The 23,347-nt window shown below is 49.4% G+C and carries 19 protein-coding genes and 1 pseudogene; 12 read left to right on the top strand and 8 right to left on the bottom strand.

Annotated features, from left to right (window positions below):
• The first annotated feature begins 60 nt into the window (after positions 1-60).
• From GSO_RS14330 to GSO_RS14355, 6 genes are all read left to right on the top strand, one after another.
• Positions 61-852, top strand: coding sequence for an alpha/beta hydrolase (locus GSO_RS14330; RefSeq protein WP_010493523.1), 792 nt, complete (start codon positions 61-63; stop codon positions 850-852).
• Entirely contained in the window at positions 849-1,517 is a 669-nt protein-coding gene (locus GSO_RS14335) for an NAD(P)H-dependent oxidoreductase (RefSeq protein ID WP_010493530.1), read from the top strand. The genes GSO_RS14330 and GSO_RS14335 overlap by 4 nt, the downstream gene beginning before the upstream one ends.
• On the top strand, positions 1,514-1,693 hold the full coding sequence (locus GSO_RS14340) for a hypothetical protein (RefSeq protein ID WP_010493536.1): 180 nt from the start codon (positions 1,514-1,516) through the stop codon (positions 1,691-1,693). Before GSO_RS14335 ends, GSO_RS14340 begins: the two co-directional genes overlap by 4 nt.
• A 78-nt stretch (positions 1,694-1,771) precedes the next feature.
• Positions 1,772-2,296: a DUF308 domain-containing protein gene (locus tag GSO_RS14345; protein ID WP_010493538.1), complete on the top strand. Its 525-nt coding sequence runs from the start codon at positions 1,772-1,774 to the stop codon at positions 2,294-2,296.
• A gap of 217 nt (positions 2,297-2,513) precedes the next feature.
• The gene (locus tag GSO_RS14350) at positions 2,514-2,798 is read left to right on the top strand and encodes a type II toxin-antitoxin system RelB/DinJ family antitoxin (RefSeq protein WP_430413362.1); all 285 of its coding nucleotides are present in this window, start codon (positions 2,514-2,516) and stop codon (positions 2,796-2,798) included.
• A gap of 176 nt (positions 2,799-2,974) precedes the next feature.
• Positions 2,975-3,607 carry a hypothetical protein gene (locus tag GSO_RS14355; protein WP_010493542.1) on the top strand — a complete coding sequence of 211 codons (633 nt, stop codon included), beginning with the start codon at positions 2,975-2,977 and terminating at the stop codon, positions 3,605-3,607.
• Between the two features lie 118 nt (positions 3,608-3,725).
• Here the strand turns inward: GSO_RS14355 and thiD are convergent, their stop codons facing one another.
• The 3 genes from thiD to GSO_RS14370 form a co-directional block, all read right to left on the bottom strand.
• Positions 3,726-4,547: a bifunctional hydroxymethylpyrimidine kinase/phosphomethylpyrimidine kinase gene (gene thiD, locus GSO_RS14360; RefSeq protein WP_010493543.1), complete on the bottom strand. Its 822-nt coding sequence runs from the start codon at positions 4,545-4,547 to the stop codon at positions 3,726-3,728.
• 260 nt (positions 4,548-4,807) lie between these two features.
• A complete protein-coding gene (locus tag GSO_RS14365) occupies positions 4,808-5,869 on the bottom strand; it encodes a hypothetical protein (RefSeq protein ID WP_010493545.1) in 1,062 nt (353 codons plus the stop codon).
• Positions 5,862-6,698 (bottom strand): hypothetical protein, encoded by an 837-nt coding sequence (locus GSO_RS14370; protein WP_010493547.1) that lies wholly within the window; start codon positions 6,696-6,698, stop codon positions 5,862-5,864. Before GSO_RS14370 ends, GSO_RS14365 begins: the two co-directional genes overlap by 8 nt.
• A 175-nt stretch (positions 6,699-6,873) precedes the next feature.
• Here GSO_RS14370 and GSO_RS14375 point away from each other — a divergent pair, with 175 nt between their 5' ends.
• From GSO_RS14375 to GSO_RS14405, 6 genes are all read left to right on the top strand, one after another.
• On the top strand, positions 6,874-7,527 hold the full coding sequence (locus tag GSO_RS14375; RefSeq protein WP_010493550.1) for an NAD(P)H-binding protein: 654 nt from the start codon (positions 6,874-6,876) through the stop codon (positions 7,525-7,527).
• An 808-nt stretch (positions 7,528-8,335) separates the two neighbouring features.
• Complete coding sequence (locus GSO_RS14385; protein WP_010493552.1) at positions 8,336-10,723, top strand: beta-glucosidase family protein; 2,388 nt, start codon at positions 8,336-8,338, stop codon at positions 10,721-10,723.
• Positions 10,724-11,169: 446 nt separating this feature from the next.
• Positions 11,170-12,126, top strand: a complete 957-nt coding sequence (locus GSO_RS14390; protein ID WP_010493554.1) for an ABC transporter substrate-binding protein — start codon at positions 11,170-11,172, stop codon at positions 12,124-12,126.
• Positions 12,127-12,786: 660 nt separating this feature from the next.
• On the top strand, positions 12,787-13,755 hold the full coding sequence (locus GSO_RS14395; protein WP_010493555.1) for an ABC transporter substrate-binding protein: 969 nt from the start codon (positions 12,787-12,789) through the stop codon (positions 13,753-13,755).
• A 31-nt stretch (positions 13,756-13,786) separates the two neighbouring features.
• Positions 13,787-14,758 carry an ABC transporter permease gene (locus tag GSO_RS14400; RefSeq protein ID WP_010493558.1) on the top strand — a complete coding sequence of 324 codons (972 nt, stop codon included), beginning with the start codon at positions 13,787-13,789 and terminating at the stop codon, positions 14,756-14,758.
• Position 14,759: 1 nt separating this feature from the next.
• Positions 14,760-15,563, top strand: coding sequence for an ABC transporter ATP-binding protein (locus GSO_RS14405; RefSeq protein ID WP_010493560.1), 804 nt, complete (start codon positions 14,760-14,762; stop codon positions 15,561-15,563).
• Positions 15,564-15,708: 145 nt separating this feature from the next.
• Here the strand turns inward: GSO_RS14405 and GSO_RS14410 are convergent, their stop codons facing one another.
• The 5 genes and pseudogenes from GSO_RS14410 to GSO_RS14430 form a co-directional block, all read right to left on the bottom strand.
• Positions 15,709-16,668, bottom strand: a complete 960-nt coding sequence (locus tag GSO_RS14410) for an acrylyl-CoA reductase family protein (RefSeq protein ID WP_010493562.1) — start codon at positions 16,666-16,668, stop codon at positions 15,709-15,711.
• Between the two features lie 87 nt (positions 16,669-16,755).
• The gene (locus GSO_RS14415) at positions 16,756-19,422 is read right to left on the bottom strand and encodes a cation-translocating P-type ATPase (protein WP_010493564.1); all 2,667 of its coding nucleotides are present in this window, start codon (positions 19,420-19,422) and stop codon (positions 16,756-16,758) included.
• A 192-nt stretch (positions 19,423-19,614) separates the two neighbouring features.
• Positions 19,615-20,607, bottom strand: a pseudogene (locus GSO_RS14420) (glycosyltransferase family 2 protein); the annotation flags it as partial.
• 17 nt (positions 20,608-20,624) lie between these two features.
• Positions 20,625-22,838, bottom strand: a complete 2,214-nt coding sequence (locus tag GSO_RS14425) for an ArnT family glycosyltransferase (RefSeq protein ID WP_010493566.1) — start codon at positions 22,836-22,838, stop codon at positions 20,625-20,627.
• The gene (locus GSO_RS14430; RefSeq protein ID WP_010493567.1) at positions 22,825-23,232 is read right to left on the bottom strand and encodes a GtrA family protein; all 408 of its coding nucleotides are present in this window, start codon (positions 23,230-23,232) and stop codon (positions 22,825-22,827) included. Before GSO_RS14430 ends, GSO_RS14425 begins: the two co-directional genes overlap by 14 nt.
• Positions 23,233-23,347: the final 115 nt, after the last annotated feature.

Genomic DNA, 23,347 nt, shown 5'->3' on the forward strand with positions numbered 1-23,347 from the left:
GCTGTTTTATAGAAAAGGGCGTTATACTGTGGTCATCGTGATGATTGAGAGGCGATTATTTTGACAGTTAAAGTCACCAAAGATATTGCTTATGGCGATGCTCCTTTACAGAAACTCGATTTCTATGAGCCGGACAAACCAAATGGTGCCGCGATTCTTGATATTCACGGCGGCGGTTGGTTTCGCGGTGAAAAGAATAAGGAAGGTAGTATGGCCGAACGCTTCGCCGCGCTTGGCTACGCGGTTGCCGTTCCGAATTATCGACTAGCACCGGAAGCCTTTTTCCCGGCAGCGCGGGATGATGTTTTAGCGGCCTTTTCGTGGTTGCGTGATCATGCCGAAACAAAAAAGCTCGGCGTTTTCGGATCGAGTGCCGGTGGTTCTCTATCGGTTGACGTTGGCTTGGCTGAAGGCGTGCCGATGGTTTCATGGTCGGGGATTTTTGACATTCAACAGTGGTTTGCGGCGCACCCAAACGTTGTGGCGCAACCTGATACCAAAACCGATTTTGTGAACACCGCGAGCGCTAAAATTGATCAAGGCGGCCGGAACGATCCATTTTACAAGTGGTTCATTTTGAATTATGTGGATGCGGATGAGACTAAGTTTTCGCAAGTCGAGCCGTTTGAACGTTTGACGGCGCAGGCTGGTCCAATGTATCTGGCTAATTCGCAGGAAGAAATCATTCCGGTGAGCGGCATTTATCAGCTCGGCCAAGCAGCCGCAACGTTTGGCGTGCCGGTGACATTGCAGGTCATCCCCGGCGGCCAGCATGCGGAAGGATATCTTGCCGAAGCGTGGCCGGGCACGGTCGCATTCTTAGCACAGCATTTACTGAAGGGATCAAATTGAAGACACTAGTGGTTGTTAGCCATCCGAATATCGAAAAAAGCGACACACAGCAGTTTTTAAAAGCCAGTGCCGCTTCTTTGTCGCAAGTTGTGTGGCACCATTTAGATGCGAACTTGCCGTTTGATGTCGCCGCCGAGCAGCAAATGATTCAGGAAGCTGACCGGATTGTCTTGCAGTTCCCGTTGTATTGGTACATGGCGCCGGCGAGCTTGCATCAGTGGTTGACAGAAGTTTGGGTGAAGCAATTCGTTTATGACGCACATGGCGGCCTTTTGAAGGGGAAGTCATTGGGCCTCGTGGTGAGCTTTAGCCAACCGGAATCGGGGTATCAACTTGGCGGCCAGGTAGGGTTTAGTTTGAGCCAATTTTTGGCACCTTATGCGGCATTGGCAGAAAAGACCGGCTTGCAGCTGTTGACGCCATTGGCCATTGCCCGATTCGCCAACCAAAATGATTCGGAACACCAGCAATTACTGATCCGTTATCAGCAATATTTGACGCTGCAGCATCCTGATAACTTTGAAGCTCAGGCGCAGTGGTTTATCGATCGGTTGCAGGCAGATCCTAAGACGGCCATATTGGCTGACCAATTGGCTACGCAAACCGATGAAATTGATCGCTTGCGGTTAACGCTGCATGAGTTGAAGGCAGGTGAGTCTGAGTGACGACTGACGAACAGTGGCTGATTAACACGGCCGCCCAGCATGAAAAAGATGCGGTATCTTATGAAAAGGCGGCATTTTTTGCGGCTTTGCAGACTTTTGTCGCGAAACAAGCCGAGCGCCGCGAACAACTGGAAGCAGAAATCGACGGTCGCAGCTGGAATCATGAACAGTGGTAAAGTTCGGTCTGACGACGGAGGGGCATTGCTGGGCAATATGCTATGCTTTAATTAGTAAAACAAGGGAGCATCGGATATATGCAAGCAATGTTTGATCGTCTTCAACGGTGGTCGTGGTTACGCGGCCTGCTTATGATTCTGATCGGGGCATGGATTTTAATTGAACCCCACCAAGTCTATCGGAGTTTTCTATGGATCGTGGCTGCGGTGTTGGTTGTTGCGGCCATCCCCAAGCTGATCGACGGCTTCTCGGCCAAAAAGCGTTCCGGAACTTATAGCACATCGCTTTTTACAGGCATCGTCTATCTGTTAGTGGCGCTGCTATTACCGGCGATTGTCATGCCACTGATGAGCATGGGGCCGTTTATCATCGGCATCGTGTTGATCGTTTATGGCATCAATAAAATTATGAGCGCCCGTCATCAGCAGCAATATGTAAATGTCGCACCGTGGCCAACCATCGTCTATGGCGTTGCCCTCATCGTCATCGGGGCGATCATGGTGATTAACCCATTCAGAACCGTGATGATGGTCTTCTCGTTATTCGGCGGATTGTTAGTCGTGATGGGGATTCTGCAGTTGTTTGGTAGTAAGCAGAAATAAAATCTATATGTAGAAAAGTCGCGGATCATGATGTCCGCGACTTTTTGTTTGCGATCAGAATTTAATAGCCAATATAGGCGCACATGAATGATTAGGTTGGACACTGCCCATGAACAGAATTTTTCATCAACTCAGTATCACTTGCGACTGGCATTTGATATTGTAGGCTTAATAAGCATTGTTCAGCGTATTTGCATCAGGTTAAAACGATGCGGAGGTGAAGGTTTTGCAAGATCGTGAAAAAAAGAAAGTGACCATTGCGGTTAAAGTTAGCCAAGCTGATCAGCAGCGAGCTACGGAAATATTTGAAAGCTTAGGACTTGATTTAGCAACAGCTATAAACATTTTCATCAAGAAGAGTATTGCTGAAGGTGGATTTCCTTTTGAGATCAAGGATCCATTTTATAGTGAGGCCAATCAAGCAGAACTTAGTCGGCGTTTCCAAAAGGTGGCCAGCAGTCAGGATATCCATTCTCGTCAGTTATCGGAGAATGGGAAGTAACCATTAATGTACAAGGTGTGCGTGGATGAAACAGGCGGCGTTTTTACCCTTTGATTTCAACATCGGCCAAAACAGCACCAACTCAAGCCCCAGACAAATTAATTGTGTTTCACCGCCAACATCGCTAAACTCTGTGGCAGGAATGTGATAAGCGCTTACAGAGAGGGGACAATAAAATGAGTGAATTCAATTGGGAGGAAGTCGAACAGGACGAATATTCTCGTTCGGCAACACCCAGCTTCGTTAAATTAACCACGCGGAGTTATATTACGGCGATGGGGGTTGCGCCGAATCGATTAGCTGATGCAACATTTACCGATTTGGCAGCGGCGGTTACGGCAGTGGCCAAGCAAATCAGCGAAGGTCCTAGCGTGGGCATCAAGATTCCGAATTTTAAGGCATACCGACCTTATCCATTGCAGGCGGTTTGGTCAGGTGGTGACAAAATCAGCAATCGCCATGTTTTCCGGATATGGCTCAAACAACCGTTGTTTATTGAAAAGACACAATTTTCGGCTGCATTGGCGCAACTTGATCTTGATCCCGCCATCGCCAAACAGTTACATTTTGAACAGTTGGCCGAGGGTTTCGAGATTCAGAGTTTCAGCGACACGCCGCTGGATGATAGCGCAACTGCCTTGAAGCGGATTCAAACAACGATTGCGGACAATCAGCTGGTGCCGAAGTACAATGATCGTCATCGTGAAGTTTATGTGGCGGGGTATTCGAAAACGGCACCTGTACTTTTGCGAGTGGCATTAGACGAAAATTTTGGACAGATTGATGAAGAGCATGTCGTCTATAACTAATTTATTAATTGTGGCATTTAATGGTTAGGCGGTACTGGTGATTGGGCCAAACTAAAATCGGTACAGGAAACTGTCTGGGTTTCCTGCACCGATTTTGTTTTGCAGTTCTGTGCGTTGTTCAGTTTTGCGGATAAACGATCTGATTGGCCCAATGATTGATCGGGCCGTATTGGTGGCCAACGGCAATGGGATGGCCGATCGCCTGGTTCGTAAAGCGCTTGGCAATCCGAATGGCGTCTTCAATCGTGTTCCCTTTACCGATTTCGGCGGTAATGACGGCCGACAGTGTATCGCCGGTGCCATTGACCCGGTCGGTATTGTGGTAAGGTTCGCTCAGCCAGAAGGTTTTGCCGCTTTCCAGCAACACGAAGTCGCGAACTTCTTTTTGCTCAGGATTATCGTGTGCGCCTTTTAGAACGACATTCTTGGCTCCGGAATCTTGCAGTTGATGCGCGGCTGCTTCAATGCTGGCGTCCGTATCAAGCTTCATGCCGGTAAGGTGCTCGGCTTCGTAGTGATTTGGCGTCACAACGGTTGCCAGCGGGATGAGATCATTTTTGACGGCGTCGTACGCGTCTTGCTCCAGCAACATGGCACCGTGTTTGGTAATAATGACTGGGTCAACTACCAACGCGCCAAAATCATATTGCTGCCAGTTCTTGATAATATCCTGCACCAAAGCGCGATCAGCCAACATCCCGGTTTTGGCCGCGCGGATTTTCAGATCAGCGGCCAACGACTTGAATTGGGCATCGATGAACGGCAATGGCATTACCATGCTATCCTGAATGCCATAGGAGTTGCCAGCAACAGCAGCGGTTAAAACGGTGGCACCATACACACCGCGCATAAAGAAGCTATGCAAATCGGCTTGAACGCCGGCACTGCCGTCGCTATCCGTACCGCCAATCGTCATTACTTGCGGAAATTCATTAGCCATGGAAAAACCTCCCAACAAATTGTGAGCGTGAGCCAGCGCGGTTAGAAGTCGGAGTGTAAGCGGCCTCGGGCGTAATGGCCGGGCTTTGGCCATTGCGACCGAGGTCCTTACATGCAGACTTCTGCGCCAGCGAACGCGTTATAATGAGCGTGAGCCAGCGCGGTTAGAAGTCGGAGTGTAAGTTTTCACCGAGATCCCCTTTACACGCAGATTTCCTCACCAGCGAACACGTTAAGCTGCCTGATGCGTGATGATTAAACTTAATTAAATGCCCGTTTCTGCGGCAATACGGCTTTGAGCCATTCGCCAATAAACGGATACTGCCGGTTTAATTCAATTACCTGAGTTTCCGGATCCGGATACTTCAGATAAACCATATTATTATCAGGATCAATCAGAACTGTAAAGAGTTTTTGATTAGGCAGCGGTAATTCGTAGACACCTTTTTGTTTGCCTTGACGCATCAAAATCGCATTGTTTGATGCAATGACAAATAGCTCGTCTAAGGCAGGAAAGTTATTGCCAGCCGCAACCCGCACGACCAATTTGAGATGGTGATTGACCAGTTCTTCCGGAATTGTCGTCGATGCCCATTCGAAGCGATCACTTTTAACATCTTCCGAGCCCAGATCTTTCCAGTCGTGGCCGTCTTCATCCAGAATCTGATAATCGAGTACTTTGCTTTCAAGATCTAAGGTGACGTTAATGCTAAAGGCACCTGCTTTGACAACCGTCTTTTTGGCAACTAACGGCTTGAGGTTGTCAAAACGGGTCTTAAAGTGTAGCCCGTTGACAGGTTGTAAGACTGTTTCATCAATTGATGAGAACTGGTAGCCGCCTTGGTTAAGCGCCTTGGTTAACGCAGAAAGTGCCTTGACTTCATCGTCATCGTACGGCAACGCATGGCTGTCGCTTGCGGTTATCTGCAATAAGGTTGGCAGATTGACCGCTTTGAGCGTTGCGTCAGCGCTTAAGGGATTCACAATCGTCAATAAGGTGTTATTGTCGTTTTCAGTTGCTTGAATGAGGGTGATTTCGCTGTGCTGTGAATCGGTTGTCGTATCCTTGAACCACAACGTCTGCAAAAAGTTGGCTGGAATTGACGCCATGTTTTGCAACGTCTGATAGAGCTTATCGCGCATGAGACCGGTGTAGCTGGCTAATAATGCTGTCAAAGCGTCATCGTTGGCGCCCCATAAAGGTGAGTCAGCCAGGCGATCGGTTTCGGTTTGATAGGCGGTACTAATTTGTTGCCGTAATTGGGAAACGGATAAGGGCTTGGCAATTAAGGCAGCCAGATGTGTGTCATTCAGATTAAGCATTCGTGCGGCCTCCTTCAAGCTTTAATGACTGCATGAAATCGTCCTTTAGATTGGCAAGGACATTTTCAAATTCAGCAACGGAACTGTAAGTATTCATGACGGCCTGATATTCATAGCGCGTGATGGCTGCAGAAACTTCCAGTTCACGTTTGCGCTTGTCGAAGGTGTCATCAGCGGCCAGCTTTTCTTTGTCAAAGCGGGCTTTGAGTTGTGAAGCGTCTGCGGCTGAAGTTCGGGACGTTGGCGCAGGATCATCGTCATCGTTTGGATCGATGAAGTTTTTCAACAACCCGCGGAATCCGCTACCGCCTTGGGCAGGTTGGTCGCGTTCCGGCGCAGCCTCGGCTTCGAGATTATCGATTTGCGTGTGCAGCGAATCAACATCGCGGTACACTTCCTTGCGCATCGCATCTAGTTGACGATCTAAATAATGGTCAGGGTCGGCAGAGAAGGCTTCCAATTGTGGCAGAATTTTGCGCTGCTCATCGGTCGACTGGGTGATGGCGCGTAAAATAACATTGATATGCCCGAAGTCACGACGGTGGTACCAGTTCCCGAAATAGACGGTTCCTTGGTCGTTGACCTCAAAAAAAGGGATGTGCTGACGCAAAAAATCAATGAACCCGATTTGCAAAAAGTCGTGCAACTCGGCTTGGGCGCTTTTGTCGTAGGCTAAGATGTAACCAGGGGCTTCTTCGATATCAAGTCGCAAGTTTTCGGCGGTTGCATCGATTCCCTGATATAAGCGATAACGTGATTTTTTATGCCAGGCATCGGTAAAATCACTGAAGAATTTTTTTTGGTAAGTTAGACTCGTTTCGATTGACATTTAATATCCTCTCACATTCTATCCGGTTATTTTAAGTGTACCGCATAAACAGGCATATAAGGAAGTTTTATTCTCATTTTTGCCACAGAGAAGGTTGAATCAGCCGCTTTCATCAAATGCATGCTAGAATGAAATCAAATCTGGTTGGTAAGCGTAAACGAAATGAGGTAGGAAAATGAAAATAGCTGTTTTAGGTGCGACTGGCCGGGCTGGGAGCGCAATTGTTGCCGAGGCGCAGCGACGTGGCCATGAGGTGTTGGCAGTCGTTCGGGATACGCAAAAAGCTGCCAGTCGCCTTGGGCAAAATGTCCCGACATTGGTGAAGGCGCCGCTGGAATTGACAGAAGCCGATTTAGATAACGTTGATGCCGTTGTGGATGCGCTGAGTGTACCGTGGGGATCCGGTCGTGGGTATTTGCATTTGGACTTTGCGACCCACTTAATTAGTTTGTTACGGAATACGGACACTTTAGCGGTTTTCATTTTGGGTAGCGCGAGTCTGTCGATGCCAGGCGCGGACCATCCCATGATTCTTGATTTTCCTGAGAGTGCTGCAAGCCAGCCATGGTATGATGGCGCTAAATATCAGTATTATGAATATCGCTTCTTGCAGATGACCGATAATGTTAACTGGATCGGGATTTCAGCAAGCGAGGCGTTTCCGGCTGGGCCGGCGACGAGTTATGTTGCCGGTAAAGATACCTTGTTGGTTGGCGAAGATGGACAGAGTCACGTTACTACCGGGAATATGGCGCTGGCGATTCTTGATCAACTGGAAAGGCCGACTGCGCTGCAGGATCGGATTACGGTGCGTGATGCGGATGCGTGATGGAGCGGTTGGTTGTTTGGGTGAGTAAAGCAAAATACGATCCTTGGTTCGATGGTTGGCCATATGGTATGGCTGGTCATCGGGCGGGGGTCGTGTTTTTTGGTTTGTAAGTATGTAGGTGGACTGTTGTGTTCTGTAAGTCCGGTTGCTGGCGTGGGAGCTGCCACATAAAGGGTTCAACTGGTCGAGGGCGCGTTAACGGAGGGGAGGCTTTCTATTATGGGCAAGTATGTAGGGGGACTTTCGCTATAACGCGCTCACCGGCGCAGAAGCCTGCGTGTAAGGACCTTGGCCGCAATGGCAAAGACCGCCATCACGCCCAAGGCCACTTACACTCCGGCTTCTAACCGCGCCGGTTCGCGCTCATAAAAAAAGCCCCACGCATTGGGGGTGCGCGGGGTTCCCGTGTCAGTGCCATTGGGGGTGGTACTGACCTATTTTTACTTTGGAGGAGTAAAAATGAAAAAAGTTGGGTTGGGGTAGTAGTAAGAAGGGGGTAAACTTCCTTGCTACGGTTAAAAGAATAATCCGTAAATGTGAACTTTTTATGACGATCTGACAGAAAATTTTAGAACACGTGTTTTTTCGCTGGTTTTTTGGTAATCAGCGGCTTTTTTTTAGTCACAAGCGGCAGATTGTCACTTTCCGTCAAAAATAGTCAATTAATTCGATAAGCCTTGGCAAACGTGACATTTCGCTGGCCTTTTTCCCCAAAAATGAGGCCATTAACGGGAAATTTTGGACGAAAAACGTTAAGATTTAAGGAAGACAAAGACGCCAGTTAGAAATTTAAAAATGGGGTAATTTGATGGAGCATTCAGTGTCACCAGTTAATCTTAATAGTCTGACTACTGAAGAAAAAGTGAAATTGACTTCAGGAAAAGACTTCTGGTCTTCCGAAGCGTTTCCTGAGCACGGTATTCCTAGCATTCGGATGAGTGACGGGCCGCATGGTTTGCGTTATCAAGCTGCGGAAGCCGATCATCTGGGCATCAATGACAGTGTGCCGAGTACTAGTTTTCCAACGGCTAGTGCCAGCGCATCGTCGTGGGATCCTGAACTCATTGCTGCAATGGGTGAGGCGATTGGTCTTGAGGCACGCAGTCTGGGCGTTGATGTTGTGTTGGGACCCGGCGTGAATATGAAGCGCAATCCTTTGTGTGGCCGAAATTTCGAGTATTTTAGCGAAGATCCGTTCTTGGCGGGGAAACTCGGCGCGGCTTGGATTCAAGGCATTCAAAAGCAGGGGGTTGCGGCTTGTCTGAAACATTTTGCGGCGAATAATCAGGAAAATGGCCGGTTGTCGTCTAATTCGATCATTGATCCGGTTGCGCTGCACGAAATCTATCTTGAAGCCTTTCGCATTGCGGTTACTGAAGGGCATCCGGAATCGGTTATGTGTTCTTACAATAAAGTAAATGGTCGCTATGCCAGTGACAATCATTATTTGATGACGCAGGTTCTGCGCAACCAGTTTGGCTTTGACGGCGCCGTCATCACAGATTGGGGCGCACTAAACGATAAGGTTGCTTCGCTAAATGCCGGTACGGATTTAGAAATGCCCGGGGATCAGCACTTGTTTGACAAAGAGGCGTTCAAGGCTTTTCAGACCGGCGAGTTGCGGCCTGCCAGTCTGGACCGCGCCGCTGCCAATATTGCCAAAATGGCGCGTAAACAGCGACCTAAGTTCACTGGCTCGCGCGAGGACTTACTACATCAGCATGCTAAATTAGCGCAAAAAATTGCGGAAAGTGCCATCGTGCTGTTGAAAAACGATGACGGAATTTTGCCTTTAGCTGCTAATGAGCAAGTAGCCGTGGTCGGCGAGTTGGCCAAAGAGACCCGCTTCCAAGGTGCCGGTTCATCGCATATTAAGGCGGCGGAACAGGTGCCGATTTTGACCGGGCTCAAGCAAGCTGGCATCGCTTATGATTATGCAGCAGGGTATCGACTGGATGATCAAGTCGATGAGGAAGCAATCGCTCAAGCACTGGAACTGGCCCGCACCCACGACAAGGTTATTTTTGTCGCCGGATTGCCGGACAACTATGAATCTGAAGGTTTTGATCGCCAAAACATGGCCTTGCCGAAAGTTCAAAATGATTTACTGCAGGCGATTGCTACAATTAATCCACATGTCGTCGTTCTGTTGGTCGCCGGCGCACCGGTTGAGCTGCCATGGTTGGATCAGGTACAGGCGGTTTTGGATTTGTATTTAGGCGGTGAACAGATCGGAGCAGCTGCCGGTCGGGTCTTGACCGGACAAGTAAATCCAAGCGGTAAGTTGGCCGAAACTTATCCGGTTCGTTATGCGGATATACCATCTGCGGAGCTTTACGATCACCGTACGCGTTCCGTACCCTATGTCGAAAGCACGTATATTGGCTACCGTTACTTCGACAAAGCGCAGGTGCCGGTGGCATTTCCGTTTGGTTTTGGCTTAAGCTATACCTCTTTTGCCATTAAAAATGCGCGCCTCACTGACGATCACGTCACCGATGACCAGCCAGTGACGGTACAGGTGGAGTTGACGAATACCGGCAGTCGCGATGGTGCAGAAGTGGTCCAGGCTTACGTTCAGGAACAAACCGCGCGTCCTTTGCGCCCAATCAGAGAACTGAAAGCCTTCAAAAAGGTGTTCGTTAAAGCTGGTGAAACGATGACGGTTACGTTGGCACTTCCGGCACAGGCGTTCAAAGAGTGGCATGAACAAACCCAGACATGGGAACTGCCTGATGCCGCAAAAGCCGTGGCTATCGGGACAAGTTCTGCGGATATAGTCAGTGTCTTGCCGGTTCAAGTTCACGGACAGGCCTTTACGAATTTTGAAAATGTCCCTGATTGGTATACCACACCGTCTGGCAAGCCGACCGTTCATGATTTTGAACAACTCACCGGTCAAAAGGTACCGCCGCATCATGAGTTTGTTCCGGGTGAGTTCACGCGTCTGAATACGCCGCGGGAAATGCAGAAATATTCGTGGCTGCTGCGCATGGTTGCCCGGACGGTCATTAAAATGCGCACCAAGGATTACATTGACAAGGACGGTCCAGAGGCCAAGTTCCAGCAGGCGATCGTGTTGGACACACCGCTTATTCGGTTGGCCCAACAAGCAAGTGGCGCACTTAGACTAAGTATGGTAGATCGATTGGTAGCGGCCGCCAATCATCAGTATCTAAAAATGATTTTTAGATAACAAACGTATTGTAAAAAGATTAAAAATTTCTCTTGACGAACGTATCTTCCATTCGGTATTCTTAATTTCATACAAAACCGAAGGAAGTGTTGACCGTGATGAATCATCGGCAAACACAACTGAATACCTTTTTTGGCAGCTTTTTTGGATAGCGGTTTGCAGTCAGATGCAAACCGCGCAAGCAACGGTTTGCATCCATAAGGCTGTCACATTAAATGTGTCAACAACGCCGCATGGATGAACAATAATCCATGCGGCTTTTCTTTACCGAAAACACGGGCCAGTCGCATGGAAAAATGTGACTGGCCCGCTTTTTATTAGGCGAATGTGTTTATGGGGAGAGTAAGTCAAGGCCAAACTTCCGCTTGTACTTAGTTATCTGCTAAAAAGGTCTTCACGGTTTTGTCACAGGATAAATACGCAACGTCACTTCAAGGAGGACTATCATGAAAAAACATCTTTTACTCGCATTGGCTGGCATGGCACTGATTGGCTTGACTTTAACGGGTTGTGGCAAGCAATCGAAAGCCGCCAGCAGAGAAACTGTTAAAGTCGGCATTTTGCAATTGATGGATCAGACCGCGTTGACCGAAGCACGCAAAGGATTTGAATCCGAACTCGCTAAAGCCGGCTATAAAGGCAAGCGCATCAAGATCGATTATGTGAACGCGCAAGGCGACCAGGCAAATCTCAAAACCATGAGTGATCGGCTGGCGTGCGGGAAGAATGACGTGAATCTCGCCATTGCCACGCCAGCCGCCCAAGCGTTGCAAAAAGCCGAGAAGAAGACACCGTTGCTCTTCACCGCGATCACGGATCCAAAGTCAGCCGGATTGGTGACGAACCTGACGAAGCCGGACAAAAATGCTACCGGCGTTACCGATTTAGTTTCCGTTAGCGACCAGATTGACTTACTGCACAAAACGTTTCCGCAAGCCAAAACGATTGGGCTGATGTACAACGCCGGCGAACCCAATTCGGTCTATCAGATCAAGCAAGCTAAGGCACATCTCAAGAAGCTGGGCCTGCGTTACCAGATCAAGACAGCCGCCACGACTAACGATGTTCAGCAGGCAGCCGAAAGCCTAGCCAAAGATGTCGATGCACTGTATTTACCGGCGGATAATGTAATGGCTGCGGCGATGCCGACCATTGGTAAGGTTGCCAAGGAAAAACAAATTCCGGTCGTGCCAGCAGCGTCGACCATGGTCAAAGATGGTGGCACAATCACCAAAGGCATTGATTATCGCGATCTTGGCAAACAAACCGCCAAAATGGCAATCAAACTGCTGAAAGGCACTTCGGTCAAAAAACTTGCCGTCGAAAAACCGGCCAATGTTAAAACCGTGAAAAATGATGACATGTTAAAAGTGGTGAAACAAAAAGTTAACTTACCGAAGTAACCGGTATAACAGCCTTTTTGACATTTTAAACCGAGCAAAACCTGAGATGGTCAAAATAATCGTGAAAATATGTGTTGACAAGATGAAATTATGAGGATACTCTTAGAAACAAGCCAGAAGGAACAAACTTCTGGACACAAGGAGTGTTGATCATGAGACAAAACAAAACAACACAACTTAATCACGCGTACTATTACGGCTATTTCGGATAATGGTTTGTATCTCATGGATACAAGCCAATCAGGTTTGTATCCATGATGGCCGTGAGTATTTCACTTGCAATTAACCGCCACATGGACGAATTCATCCATGTGGCTTTTTCTTTCCCGGGAAAAAAGTAAGAGGCCCGCCACACGGATGAGTAAATCCGGTGGCGGGTCTCTTTTTAGAGCAGAGCGTGAATTGACGCGGTTAGAAGTCAGAGTGTAAGTGGCCTTGGGCGTGATGGCCCGGGCTTAGGCCATTGCGACCAAGGTCCTTACACGCAGACTTCTGCGTCAGTGAACGCGTTTCAAATTAGTGTCGGCGCCTTTGCAGTGTTTTCTATATGTACTGCAAACCAGAGCCCGACGCTGTCCTGCTCACAACCGTGCGCGGGTACCTTAACTACCCGCCCAAACCAGCACGCCAATTCACCAAACATCTCAGGAGGAAGAAAAAATGAAACTCAAACGAATCGCTGCCGTCGCAGCAACCGCACTAGCCATCATGACGTTAGTTGGCTGTGGCAAGTCAACCAAAGCCGCTGCTGACAAGAGTCAGGTAAAGGTCGGCATTTTACAGCTCATTGACCAACAGGCCTTGACTGCAGCCCGCAAAGGCTTTACGGAAGAACTTGCTAAGGCCGGTTACAAAGGCAATAAGATCAAGCTGGATTACGTCAATGCCCAAGGCGATCAATCAAATCTGCAAACCATGAGCCAGCGCCTCGCCCGCGACAAGAATGATCTTAACTTGGCCATTGCGACTCCCGCTGCTCAAGCGTTGCAAAAGGCGGATACCAAAACACCAATGTTATTTACGGCGATCACTGATCCTAAGTCGGCCGGATTGGTCGCTAACCCCGAGAAACCGAATAAAAATGCCACCGGCGTCACCGATAAAGTCGATGTGGCGGGCCAGATCAAGTTTATTCATAAGGTCTTTCCGAAGGCCAAAAAGATCGGCTTGCTGCTCAACGCCGCAGAACAAAATTCGCAGGTTCAAGTCAAGCTAGCCAAAGCCGCGATTAAGAAGCTGGGGCTGACAGCCGTTGAAAAAACCGCAGCGACAACCAATGACGTTGAACAAAGTGCATCGGTATTGATGAAACGAAGTGATGTCATCTACATTCCAACCGACAACACGATGGCGGCTTCCATGGCGACGATTGGTAAAGTCAGCACCAAAGAAAAAATTCCCGTGGTTCCGGCAGACGCGACCATGGTTAAGCTAGCCGGAGTTGCCACTGTGGGCATCAACTACGAAGATCTTGGCAAGCAAACCGGCAAACTAGACGTGCAGTTGCTGGAGGGCAAGAAGGTTAAAGATTTGCCGGTCGAACAACCATCCAAAACGCGATTGGTGATTAATCCGGAACGGATGCGGCAATTCGGGCTGACAAAAGCCATGTTAGAAGAAGCAGAATAAACAAACGAGTTAAAAAACGAGGGGATTTGTTATGGACATTGTGACATCGAGTATCGCCCAAGGATTATTATGGTCGGTTATGGCAATCGGCGTGTATCTGACTTTTCGCATTTTAGACATTGCCGATATGACAGCAGAAGGGAGCTTTCCTTTAGGAGCAGCGATTACCGCCCATGCCATTGTATCGGGAACAGGGCCGATTGTGGCAACACTGATGGGATTTGTTGGTGGCGCTGCAGCCGGGGCAGTTTCCGGATTTTTGACGACCAAGCTGCATATCCCGGATTTGCTAACCGGTATTTTGACGATGACGGGCTTATATTCGGTGAACCTGTTCATTATGGGCAAGGCCAATATCAGCTTAATTGGCACCGTCAAAACAGTTTTCAATTTGACTGACAGCGGTGACGCGACGACGATCGGCATCATGGTTGGGGCGATCGTGGTAGCAATGGTCATCGGCATCTTGGTGTTCTTTTTCCATACTGAAATGGGATTAGCGGCGGCCGCAGTTGGTAACAATCAGGATATGGCGGCGGCGAATGGGATTAACAATGACGCCATGAAGATCATCATTTATATGCTAAGCAACGGGCTCATTGCCTTGTCGGGCAGTCTCATGGCGCAAACCAATGGCTATGCTGACTTATCGATGGGGATTGGCACGATTGTCATCGCCCTTGCTGCCATTATCATTTCGGAGATTCTGGTTCGCGGCGTACCGCTGTGGGCCCGGTTGTTGATGATCATCGTTGGCGCCGTGATTTACCGGCTGATTATTGCGGTGGTACTGGACATGGGCGTGGATCCGAACTACCTGCGCTTCTTCTACGCACTTATGTTGACGGTCTTCCTGTCCTTGCCATTACTGAAGAAGAAACTTTTCCAGCTAAAAGTGCGGCATGGCAATCGGCGTCCGGTCAAGCAACGCCAAGCGGTAACAACCAAGACGGCAGATACCATGGCAGTTTCGCCGATGGAACAGCAAAAGGAGGCGCGGTAAGATGGCAGTTCTTGAAGTACACGGTTTGCATCAATATTTTGAACAAGGAACCGTCAATGAAAACCACGCGTTGAAGGGTATTGACTTGAGCCTGGAACGTGGTGAGTTTGTGGCGATCATCGGGGGTAACGGCGCGGGCAAATCCACGTTGCTTAACAGTATTGCCGGCACTCTGCCGGTCAATCAGGGACAGATTCTCATTGACGGCAAAGACGTGACCTACCAAAACGTTGCCAAGCGTGCTAAATTAATTGCCCGGGTTTTCCAGGATCCCCGATCAGGCACGGCTTCGTTGTTGACGATTGAACAGAATCTGGCTTTGGCGGAAAAACGCGGTGACTGGCGTAACTTTTGGGCGAGTGGCGTGAAGCGGCGCGATCGCCAACACTTTCAAGAGAAACTTGCGACACTGGGATTGGGACTGGAGAAGCGATTAGGTGCTGAGATGGGCCTGCTTTCCGGCGGCCAACGTCAGGCAGTCACGTTGTTAATGGCGACGTTGAAAAAGCCGGCGCTGTTGTTGCTAGATGAACACACGGCAGCGCTTGATCCGCAAACCAGCGCAACCGTCATGGCGCTGACCGATCAGATGGTGAGAGCACAGAAGATCACCACGTTGATGATCACCCATAACATGGCGAGTGCTTTGAAATACGGTGACCGGCTGATCATGCTGGATCATGGCGAAATTGCTGTGGATGTCCGCGGTGAGGAAAAGCAAAATCTGACGGTTGAAGACTTGCTGACGCTGTTCAAAGAACGCAGCGGGCAGGAGTTTGCTGACGATGCGGTTTTGTTAAGTTAATGGGTTTGGATGTGAACCAGCTAGTTAGTGAGTGCTAAAAAGTGGCTTAATTGAAAAGACACCTGAATTCCCAACACGTCTATCGTTGGGAGTCCAGGTGCCTTTTAATTTTGACAGATAGCTGACTTTGCTCCTCTAAATATTCTCAAGCCATACTAACAACCGTTCTGACTGAATGGTGCGTAAAGTGGTTGTTTAACGCTTGCGGCAGGTCGGCTAGGCTGATTTTTTGGAAAGGAACAGGGTTTAACTTTGCCAGCACTGTCCATGCTTCCTGACGTAATTCATTCGGGGCGCTCACGGAATCCACGCCTAACAAGCTAATATTCCGTAAGATAAACGGAAAGACTGTTAGCGGTAAGGAAGTACCGGCCGCGTTGCCGCATAACGCGACCGCACCATTATAGCGCATGCTTGGCAGTAGACTGGACGTGAAGCTGCCGCCGAGTGGATCAATGGCGTAATCAAATTGTTGGCGGCTCAGGGCTTTGCCTTTGGGTAATTCGTCTAACGCCAAGGTTGCGGTGGCTCCCAGATCGCGAACTTGCTGTTGCTGATCAGGGGTGCGCACAACGGCAATTCGATTTGAAAATCCGGCATTTTCTAACAGTTGTAGGGCAATGCTGCCGACGCCACCTGTTGCGCCGCCTACTAAGATCTTGGGATTTTGTTCTGGCGTCATGCCAGCTTGCATCAACGCATTGATGCATAATGCTGCTGTTAATCCTGCTGTGCCGAATACCATGGCCGTTTCAAGCGTCATGTTCGGCGGTAGTGGCATGGCCCAACTTGCCGGGATGCGGGCATATTGGGCATAACCGCCGCCTTGACTGACGCCTAAGCCATGGCCGGTTGCCAGTATCTGATCGCCTTTTTTAAATTGCGGATCCTGACTAGCGACAACTGTCCCGCTGAGATCAATACCGAGAATTTGCGGGTATTGCCGAATAATTTGGTTGTGCGGCTGGTAAGCTAAGGCATCTTTATAATTAATGTCTGAATAAGCGACGCGGATTAAAAGTTCGCCCGCGGACAGATCATCTGTGGTGATCGTTTGTAGTGTCGCTTTTTGGCCGTCGTGAATGAATGCTTGAAAGAACTGCATCAAGCTACCTCCTCGTAATAAGACTCACACCTATGCTCAATTATTAACTAAATCATAGCAGTTTCATTCGTAATAGCCAAACGCTCGTTATTCGTTGTCGCTAACCAGATTCGGTTGGTGCCAGGCCGCCAGTTCGTGCCGATGCTGCCAACGTTTGTAGCTTTCAACAATCAGCATTGGCAACCAGACGGCTACGAACACAATGAGCCACTGACCAAGTGTCAGAGGAGCTAGCTGGAAGATTTGTTGAAACGGTTTAAGAAGTGCGAGCAGCAGAATGATCGCCATGGTTCCCAACAGGCTGACGGTTAAAATCGGATTACTGGTCAAAGCAGTCCGGTTGAGCCGCGCACGCGTTTTGATCGGGAAAACGTCGAGCATGGAGCCAATCGCCAAAGTCAAGAAGAGCATGGTCATGCCGACAATCGGTTGATCAGGGCTGACAACGAAGCGTCCGATCGCGTAGATGCCAAGGATCAGCCCAACATAAGTCGCTGTGCGCACAGCAACGCGCTTACTGAGGCCATTGGCAAAGATGCTGGCTTCTTTAGGAATCGGCTTGAGGTGCATGATACCGGGCTCAGCCAGTTCGCGGCTCAGGAAGAATCCCGGAATCCCGTCGGCAAGCACGTTGACAATCAACAGTTGTTCCGGTGTCATCACGGCGCCCCAGCCGATTAAAACGGCGATTAGCATGGTGAAAATCTGGGCGAAATTGACGGAAATCAGAAATTCAACGGCTTTGAGAATATTTTGGTAAACTGTTCGTCCTTGCGCCACCGCGTCGATAATGGTGGCAAAGTTGTCGTCGGTCAAAATCATGTCGGCCGCGTTTTTCGCCACGTCGGTTCCGGTGATGCCCATCGCAATGCCGACGTCTGCAGCTTTCAGCGCTGGCGCATCGTTGACCCCGTCACCGGTCATGGCGACAACGGCTTGTTGCTGTTGCCAGGCTTTCACAATGCGAATTTTGTCACTCGGGGTCGTGCGGGCAAAAACGCGAATCTGGTGAATGGTGGCAGCTAAGGTTTCATCACTCATTTGGTTTAACTCGTGACCGGTAATCGCGCGGTGACTGCCATCAAGAATCCCGATATCCCGGGCAATGGCGGTGGCAGTGTCAAGGTGGTCACCCGTAATCATCACGGTGACAATCCCGGCATCTTTTGCAGCTTGAATCGCAGCCGGTACTTCCGGGCGCGGCGGATCGATCAGTCCGATGAGCCCCAGTGGCTGAACATCTGTGAGCTGGCTCTCCCAATCAGCTCCGGGATCGGCTGTGAATTCTTGGTAGCCGGCAGCCAGAACGCGCAATGCCTGTCCTGTCATCTGATCATGGACAGAAGCGGCTTCAGTTTGCCAGTTTGGTGCAGAAAAGGCAATCCGATCCACGGCACCTTTAATAATAGCAAGATAGTGGCCATCCGGAGTGCGGTGTAACGTCGCCATGGTCTTTTTAGCTGATGAAAAAGGGGCCTCAGCGATGCGTGGGTAACGGGTTTCAAGATCGTCGCGGCTTAAGCCATAGTGGGCAAGCAACCGCATAATGGCCAGCTCGGTGGCGTCACCGATGTCTGGTTCGTCCTGATCGGTTAACTTGGCGTTGGTGGCGAGTCCTAAATAGGATAGAAAACGGCGCGTGTCAGTCGTTAGCGGTTCGGCTGTAGCCTTTTGAATATTAGGCTGCCCGAATGACCAAAAATGCGTCACGGTCATCTTATTTTGCGTTAAGGTACCGGTTTTGTCCGAGGCGATGACGTTGACATTGCCGATGGTTTCGACTGCGGTAACTTGACGAATGATCGCGCGGCGCTTGGCCATTTTCTGAACACCGTGTGCCAGACTCAAGGTGACAATGACCGGCAATGTTTCCGGAACTGCCGCGATGGCTAAGCTGACACCAAGCATTAGACTGTCTGCCAGAGTTTCCTGATGATACAGCATGGCTAATAACATGGTTAACGCGCCGCCTAAAACTGCAACTAATGATAGCCGTTTGCCAAGTGCGTCGAGCCGTTTAGCGAGTGGAGTGACCTGCTTTTTGGTTTGGTTTAATAGCGAGGCAATTTTTCCCAGTTCGGTATTCATCCCCGTCGCCGTGACGATCGCGGTTGCTTTTCCGCTGGTAATTGCGGTGCCGGAAAAAATGCAGTTAGCCGCATCGCCGAGATTTTCAGGAACTTCAGCTAATGGGGCAGCTGATTTAGCAACAGATTCGCTTTCGCCGGTTAAAACGGCTTCGTCTGCTTCAAGTTCCTGACTTTCAATCAGCCGGGCATCTGCAGCAACGGCATCGCCGGCCTTGAGCAGCATTAAGTCACCTGGAACTAAATCCGCCGCTTGAATGGTTTGCGTTTTATCATCGCGAATCACGGTAACGGTATGAACAGTCATGGCTTTTAACGCAGCCAATGCTTTTTCGGCGCTGCGTTCCTGATATAAGGCAATGACAACGTTTAAGATAACAATACTGCCAATGACAATCGTCTTGGTCCAGTTACTGTCCGTCGTCAACGCGAGATAAGCGGATAGGCCGACAGCAAAGAGCAAGATCAACGACGTGATATCGCTGAGGTGGTGGGCGATTTGCCGAAACAAGCTAGGCTTTTTGGCAGCGGTCAATTGATTGGAACCATTTTGTTGCCGGTGTTTGGCAACTGCATCAGTTGTCAGACCGGTTGTGAGGTTAGTGTCAAATTCAGCGGCCAAATCGCTCGGCGTCAGAAGTGTCAAGGCTTTGGTCGTTGTTGGCATACACTCAGTCCTTTCTGGGTTGGGTGGGTCATGTCAATACTTACTTATAATAACCGTAACATGACAAAGTGTCGTCTGTAAAATTTTATATCGGAATTGCGGTTTCTAACTGGGCTGGGTTACACTCACAAAAACAGGACTGCCGTGTGATGACCGGCAGTCCTGTTTTATCGATTGGTGAATAGAATTTTTTTAGTTTTGCAACGCATGATAGCGATAATGCGGCTGTTGCGCTGCTTGGGTTTTGAAGCCATAGGTATCGGCAACGATGTAAAGCGGTCGATGACGACTTTCGGCAAACATTCTGCCGATGTAATTGCCAAGTAGTCCGATCGTGAAGGTCACGCCGGCACCGACAAAGAAGGTGGCACTAATGACCCAAGTCAATAAACTGAGGCGGCCAAGTAGAAGACTGACGAAGGTGGTGGCAACGGCTACTAAGAGGAAGAAGCCGCTTAACCAGTTGGCAATCGTCAAAGGGACAGTCGAGAAGCTGGTAATGCCGTTCATGGCAAGGTGCAGCATTTTCCGCAACGGATAGTGGGTTTTACCAGCCGTGCGTTCTTGCCGATCGTATTCTACGGCGACTTGTTTATAGCCGACCCATGAGACCATGCCGCGAACATACGGATCATGTTCGTTCATTTGTTTTAAAACGTTGACAACACGTCGGTCCATGAGCCGAAAGTCGCCGGTGTCAACCGGAATATCGATGCTCGTGACGGCTTTCAGCACCCGATAAAATGTTTCGGCGGTCAGCTTTTTAAACCAGGTTTCACCGCTACGTTTGCGGCGCTTACCGTAAACAACATCATAGCCTTCCCGCCAGCGCGCCAGCATTTCGGGAATCACGCGCGGCGGATCCTGCAAGTCAGCGTCCATGACGACAACCGCGTCACCGCTGGCATAACGAATGCCGGCCGTAATCGCCAGTTGATGGCCGAAGTTGCGTGAAAAATCCACCAGCCGAATCGTCGGATTTTTGGCCACAGCAGCTCTTATCTGATCGGCGCTATCGTCGGTCGAGCCGTCGTTGACAAAAATGAGCTCATATCGTTCCGGTCTTGCACGGACGTAATTAGCCAATTCCTTGATCGTCTCACCGATACCGGCGCTTTCGTTATAGACTGGCAAAACGATCGAGACGAAAGGATCCTTTTCTTGTCGCATAACGTATCTTCTCCTTTCAAAATGATAATGGGTTACTTGACCATGCTGGCGTCAAGCTCATACAGGGTGCCGCCACCCATGCCACCGCCCATTCCCATACCACCTGGGGACTTGGTGCTTGAGCTGCTTTGACTACTATATTTGTTTGAAGAAACCTTTTTACCGACTTTGGTGACCCAGGATTCAATCTTGGAATTACCTGAGCGACCTGAGGACAGGTAATATTTCATGTCGCCTTTTTTAACGAGGGCTTTGAATTGTTTGAGGGTAATGGCAGGGTCGGTACCATTAAATCCGCCGATCGCCATGACTGCTTTGCCGGACTTAATGATGTAAGGCGCGGCCGTGCTAGCGTTGCTGGTAGCAAACAGGTATTTGGCGCTGCCTTGATGTTTTTCAACATACTTCAGCAATCCGCTGTCAACGCTGCCGCTACCAATACCACCGCTGTTACCGCCGGAGGTCAGAAGTGAAGGACCGGCAGACGGAATCGCAGCTGATGAACCGGCAAGCGTCGGTGTAAGTGACCAGAAACCCGGCGCTACCAAAATAGCGGCAATGGCAACACCCAGGGCTGATTTGCGCCAACTTCTGGTTCGGCCGATGAAAAGAAGCGCTAAGCCGATTAGACCTGCACCAACCACCAGCCATGTCTGCCACTGATAGTACAAGCTGACATACCAAGCCTGGAGTGCCGTTGTTGTCACGATGGCAAGTGGCAATAACCAACTTTGCCAATGCTTGAAGCCCAGCTTGAATTGCTTAAACATTGTGACAATCCCGATGCCGAACAAAGCAGCAATCGGCGGTGCGAGCATAATCATGTAGTAAGGGTGGAAGAAGCTGGCAATTGAGAAGAAACCGGCGACTGGTACGAGCCAACCCATCCAGAAAAGTAAATGATTTTGCTGAGAGGTTGTTTGATACCATTTACGCTTGCGATCAAGATAATAGGCAAATGCACTGATGAAGCCGATTAAAGCAGCTGGGACTAACCAACTGATTTGCAGGCCAAGGTCGGATTGGAGCAAGCGTAACGGGCCAGCAGTACCAATGGCAAAGGCACCGCCGCCACCGCCACCACCTTTACGGCCGCCCGGAGCACCGCCGCCTGTACCAGGTCCGCCTTTAAAGTTACCTTTTTTGAAGTTGGCAGGCATTTTTCCGCCGGTAGCTTTTTTGGTTTTGACAGTTACCTGCTGCTTTTTAGTCCCAGTTGGTGGTGTTCCGCCTTGGGTGTTGCCGGTACCTGGTTGACCGGACGTGCCTTTAGTTGACTTGCCACCTGGTGGATTGCCGGTCTTACCGGTTGCGCCAGTTGGTGGGGTTCCGGACTTTCCTTTGGTTCCGGTTGGCGCAGTCCCGGTTTTACCTTTAGTGCCAGTTGGTGGGGTGCCACCGGTCTTGGACTTGGCATTATGCCCCATGCCTGGGAAAGCTGCGCCAGTACCGGTTGTTTGACCTAGTAAGCGTTCAGTACCGTTATAGCCAAAAGCCAATTCCATTTCCGAGTTCGTTTCAGAACTGCCGACATAGGGTCGCTGAGTCGCAGCAGTCGAATCAACCTGCATTGGCCAGGCTAATGTAGTAACCGCCATGGCGACAGCCGCAATGCCTAGTGTGGTAAGGCGGCGCCAAAGTTTCTGGTTCGAGGCGATCCAGTAGAAAAGCAATAAGGCCGGCAAAATCATAAAGGCCTGAAGCATTTTAATATTGAACGAGACGCCAATTAAGGCAAAACTGACAACCACCAACCATGGCTTGCGGGTGCTAATGGCCTTCATGAGGCACCAGCTAGCAAGCAGTAGGAAGAATTGTAAGGTGGCGTCCATATTGTTTGTCCGCGAATCCGCAACCACAATCGGCGTCAAAATGAGTGCCAATGCGGCTAGTCGCGCTGCCCAGGCATTAAAGCGTGGCTTGATCATGTTGTAGATTAAGGCAACGCTGCCGATGCCGAATAAAATGGATGGTAGGACAACTGACCAGCCATGAACGCCGAAAATTTTGGCGGAGATGGCCATAAACAACAGTGCCACCGGTGGTTTATCAACTGTAATAAAGCCAGCGGGATCAAAAGCGCCGTACCAGAAATTGTGCCAACTTTGAACCATACTGGTAATGGCGGCGGTGTAATAATCATTGGCATTGCCTGCTTCCCAGATGTTCCATGCATAGAGAAATGCTGCGAGAATTAAAATGCCAATGAGCCACCAATCAACTGTCCATTGTCTAATTTTTTTCATGTGCCGTGACTCCCTTTTCTCGGAATACCCAGAACTTACTTAAAAGGAAGTTCGTCGGGACAGTAACCATAAGCGAAAACATCGGTGCTAAAGGCTTAGGTAAACCCAAAGCATCATTCCAGAAGCTGGTCAGCACCAGACTTAAAATAAATGTGAGGCCATAAGAAAAATAATATCGCGGCGCTACACTTTTAAGCTGGCGATGATCTTTGACTTTAAAAACCCAGGTATCATTGAGGAAAAGTCCCAAGATGGACGTTAACCCATAACCGACACCCATTGCAGCGGTCGGATTGATCAATTGGTATAATGTCAGATAGATCAAATAAGTCAAAATGGTGTTGATCCCTCCGACGAGACCGAAGCTAATGAATTGTTTCAGCTTTAGGCGCATCGTATCGCTCCCTTCCTGATGAATGGGATTAGTATGCGATGTGCAGCATAAATTAACCTTAAAGAAGGGCACGTTTTTTCTTAAGAAGGTTTTATGGTTGGCGTGTTAGGTTGAA

The sequence above is a fragment of the Lacticaseibacillus zeae DSM 20178 = KCTC 3804 genome (genome assembly GCF_000260435.1).
GTDB lineage: Bacteria > Bacillota > Bacilli > Lactobacillales > Lactobacillaceae > Lacticaseibacillus > Lacticaseibacillus zeae.

What these genes read in the sequence shown, in the direction of transcription:
- GSO_RS14345 (WP_010493538.1), top strand. Translation starts at nt 1,772, where the DNA reads ATGCAAGCAATGTTTGATCGTCTTCAACGGTGGTCGTGGTTACGCGGC.
- GSO_RS14355 (WP_010493542.1), top strand. Translation starts at nt 2,975, where the DNA reads ATGAGTGAATTCAATTGGGAGGAAGTCGAACAGGACGAATATTCTCGT.
- thiD (WP_010493543.1), bottom strand. Translation starts at nt 4,547, where the DNA reads ATGGCTAATGAATTTCCGCAAGTAATGACGATTGGCGGTACGGATAGC.
- GSO_RS14365 (WP_010493545.1), bottom strand. Translation starts at nt 5,869, where the DNA reads ATGCTTAATCTGAATGACACACATCTGGCTGCCTTAATTGCCAAGCCC.
- GSO_RS14370 (WP_010493547.1), bottom strand. Translation starts at nt 6,698, where the DNA reads ATGTCAATCGAAACGAGTCTAACTTACCAAAAAAAATTCTTCAGTGAT.
- GSO_RS14375 (WP_010493550.1), top strand. Translation starts at nt 6,874, where the DNA reads ATGAAAATAGCTGTTTTAGGTGCGACTGGCCGGGCTGGGAGCGCAATT.
- GSO_RS14385 (WP_010493552.1), top strand. Translation starts at nt 8,336, where the DNA reads ATGGAGCATTCAGTGTCACCAGTTAATCTTAATAGTCTGACTACTGAA.
- GSO_RS14390 (WP_010493554.1), top strand. Translation starts at nt 11,170, where the DNA reads ATGAAAAAACATCTTTTACTCGCATTGGCTGGCATGGCACTGATTGGC.
- GSO_RS14395 (WP_010493555.1), top strand. Translation starts at nt 12,787, where the DNA reads ATGAAACTCAAACGAATCGCTGCCGTCGCAGCAACCGCACTAGCCATC.
- GSO_RS14400 (WP_010493558.1), top strand. Translation starts at nt 13,787, where the DNA reads ATGGACATTGTGACATCGAGTATCGCCCAAGGATTATTATGGTCGGTT.
- GSO_RS14405 (WP_010493560.1), top strand. Translation starts at nt 14,760, where the DNA reads ATGGCAGTTCTTGAAGTACACGGTTTGCATCAATATTTTGAACAAGGA.
- GSO_RS14410 (WP_010493562.1), bottom strand. Translation starts at nt 16,668, where the DNA reads ATGCAGTTCTTTCAAGCATTCATTCACGACGGCCAAAAAGCGACACTA.
- GSO_RS14415 (WP_010493564.1), bottom strand. Translation starts at nt 19,422, where the DNA reads ATGCCAACAACGACCAAAGCCTTGACACTTCTGACGCCGAGCGATTTG.
- GSO_RS14425 (WP_010493566.1), bottom strand. Translation starts at nt 22,838, where the DNA reads ATGAAAAAAATTAGACAATGGACAGTTGATTGGTGGCTCATTGGCATT.
- GSO_RS14430 (WP_010493567.1), bottom strand. Translation starts at nt 23,232, where the DNA reads ATGCGCCTAAAGCTGAAACAATTCATTAGCTTCGGTCTCGTCGGAGGG.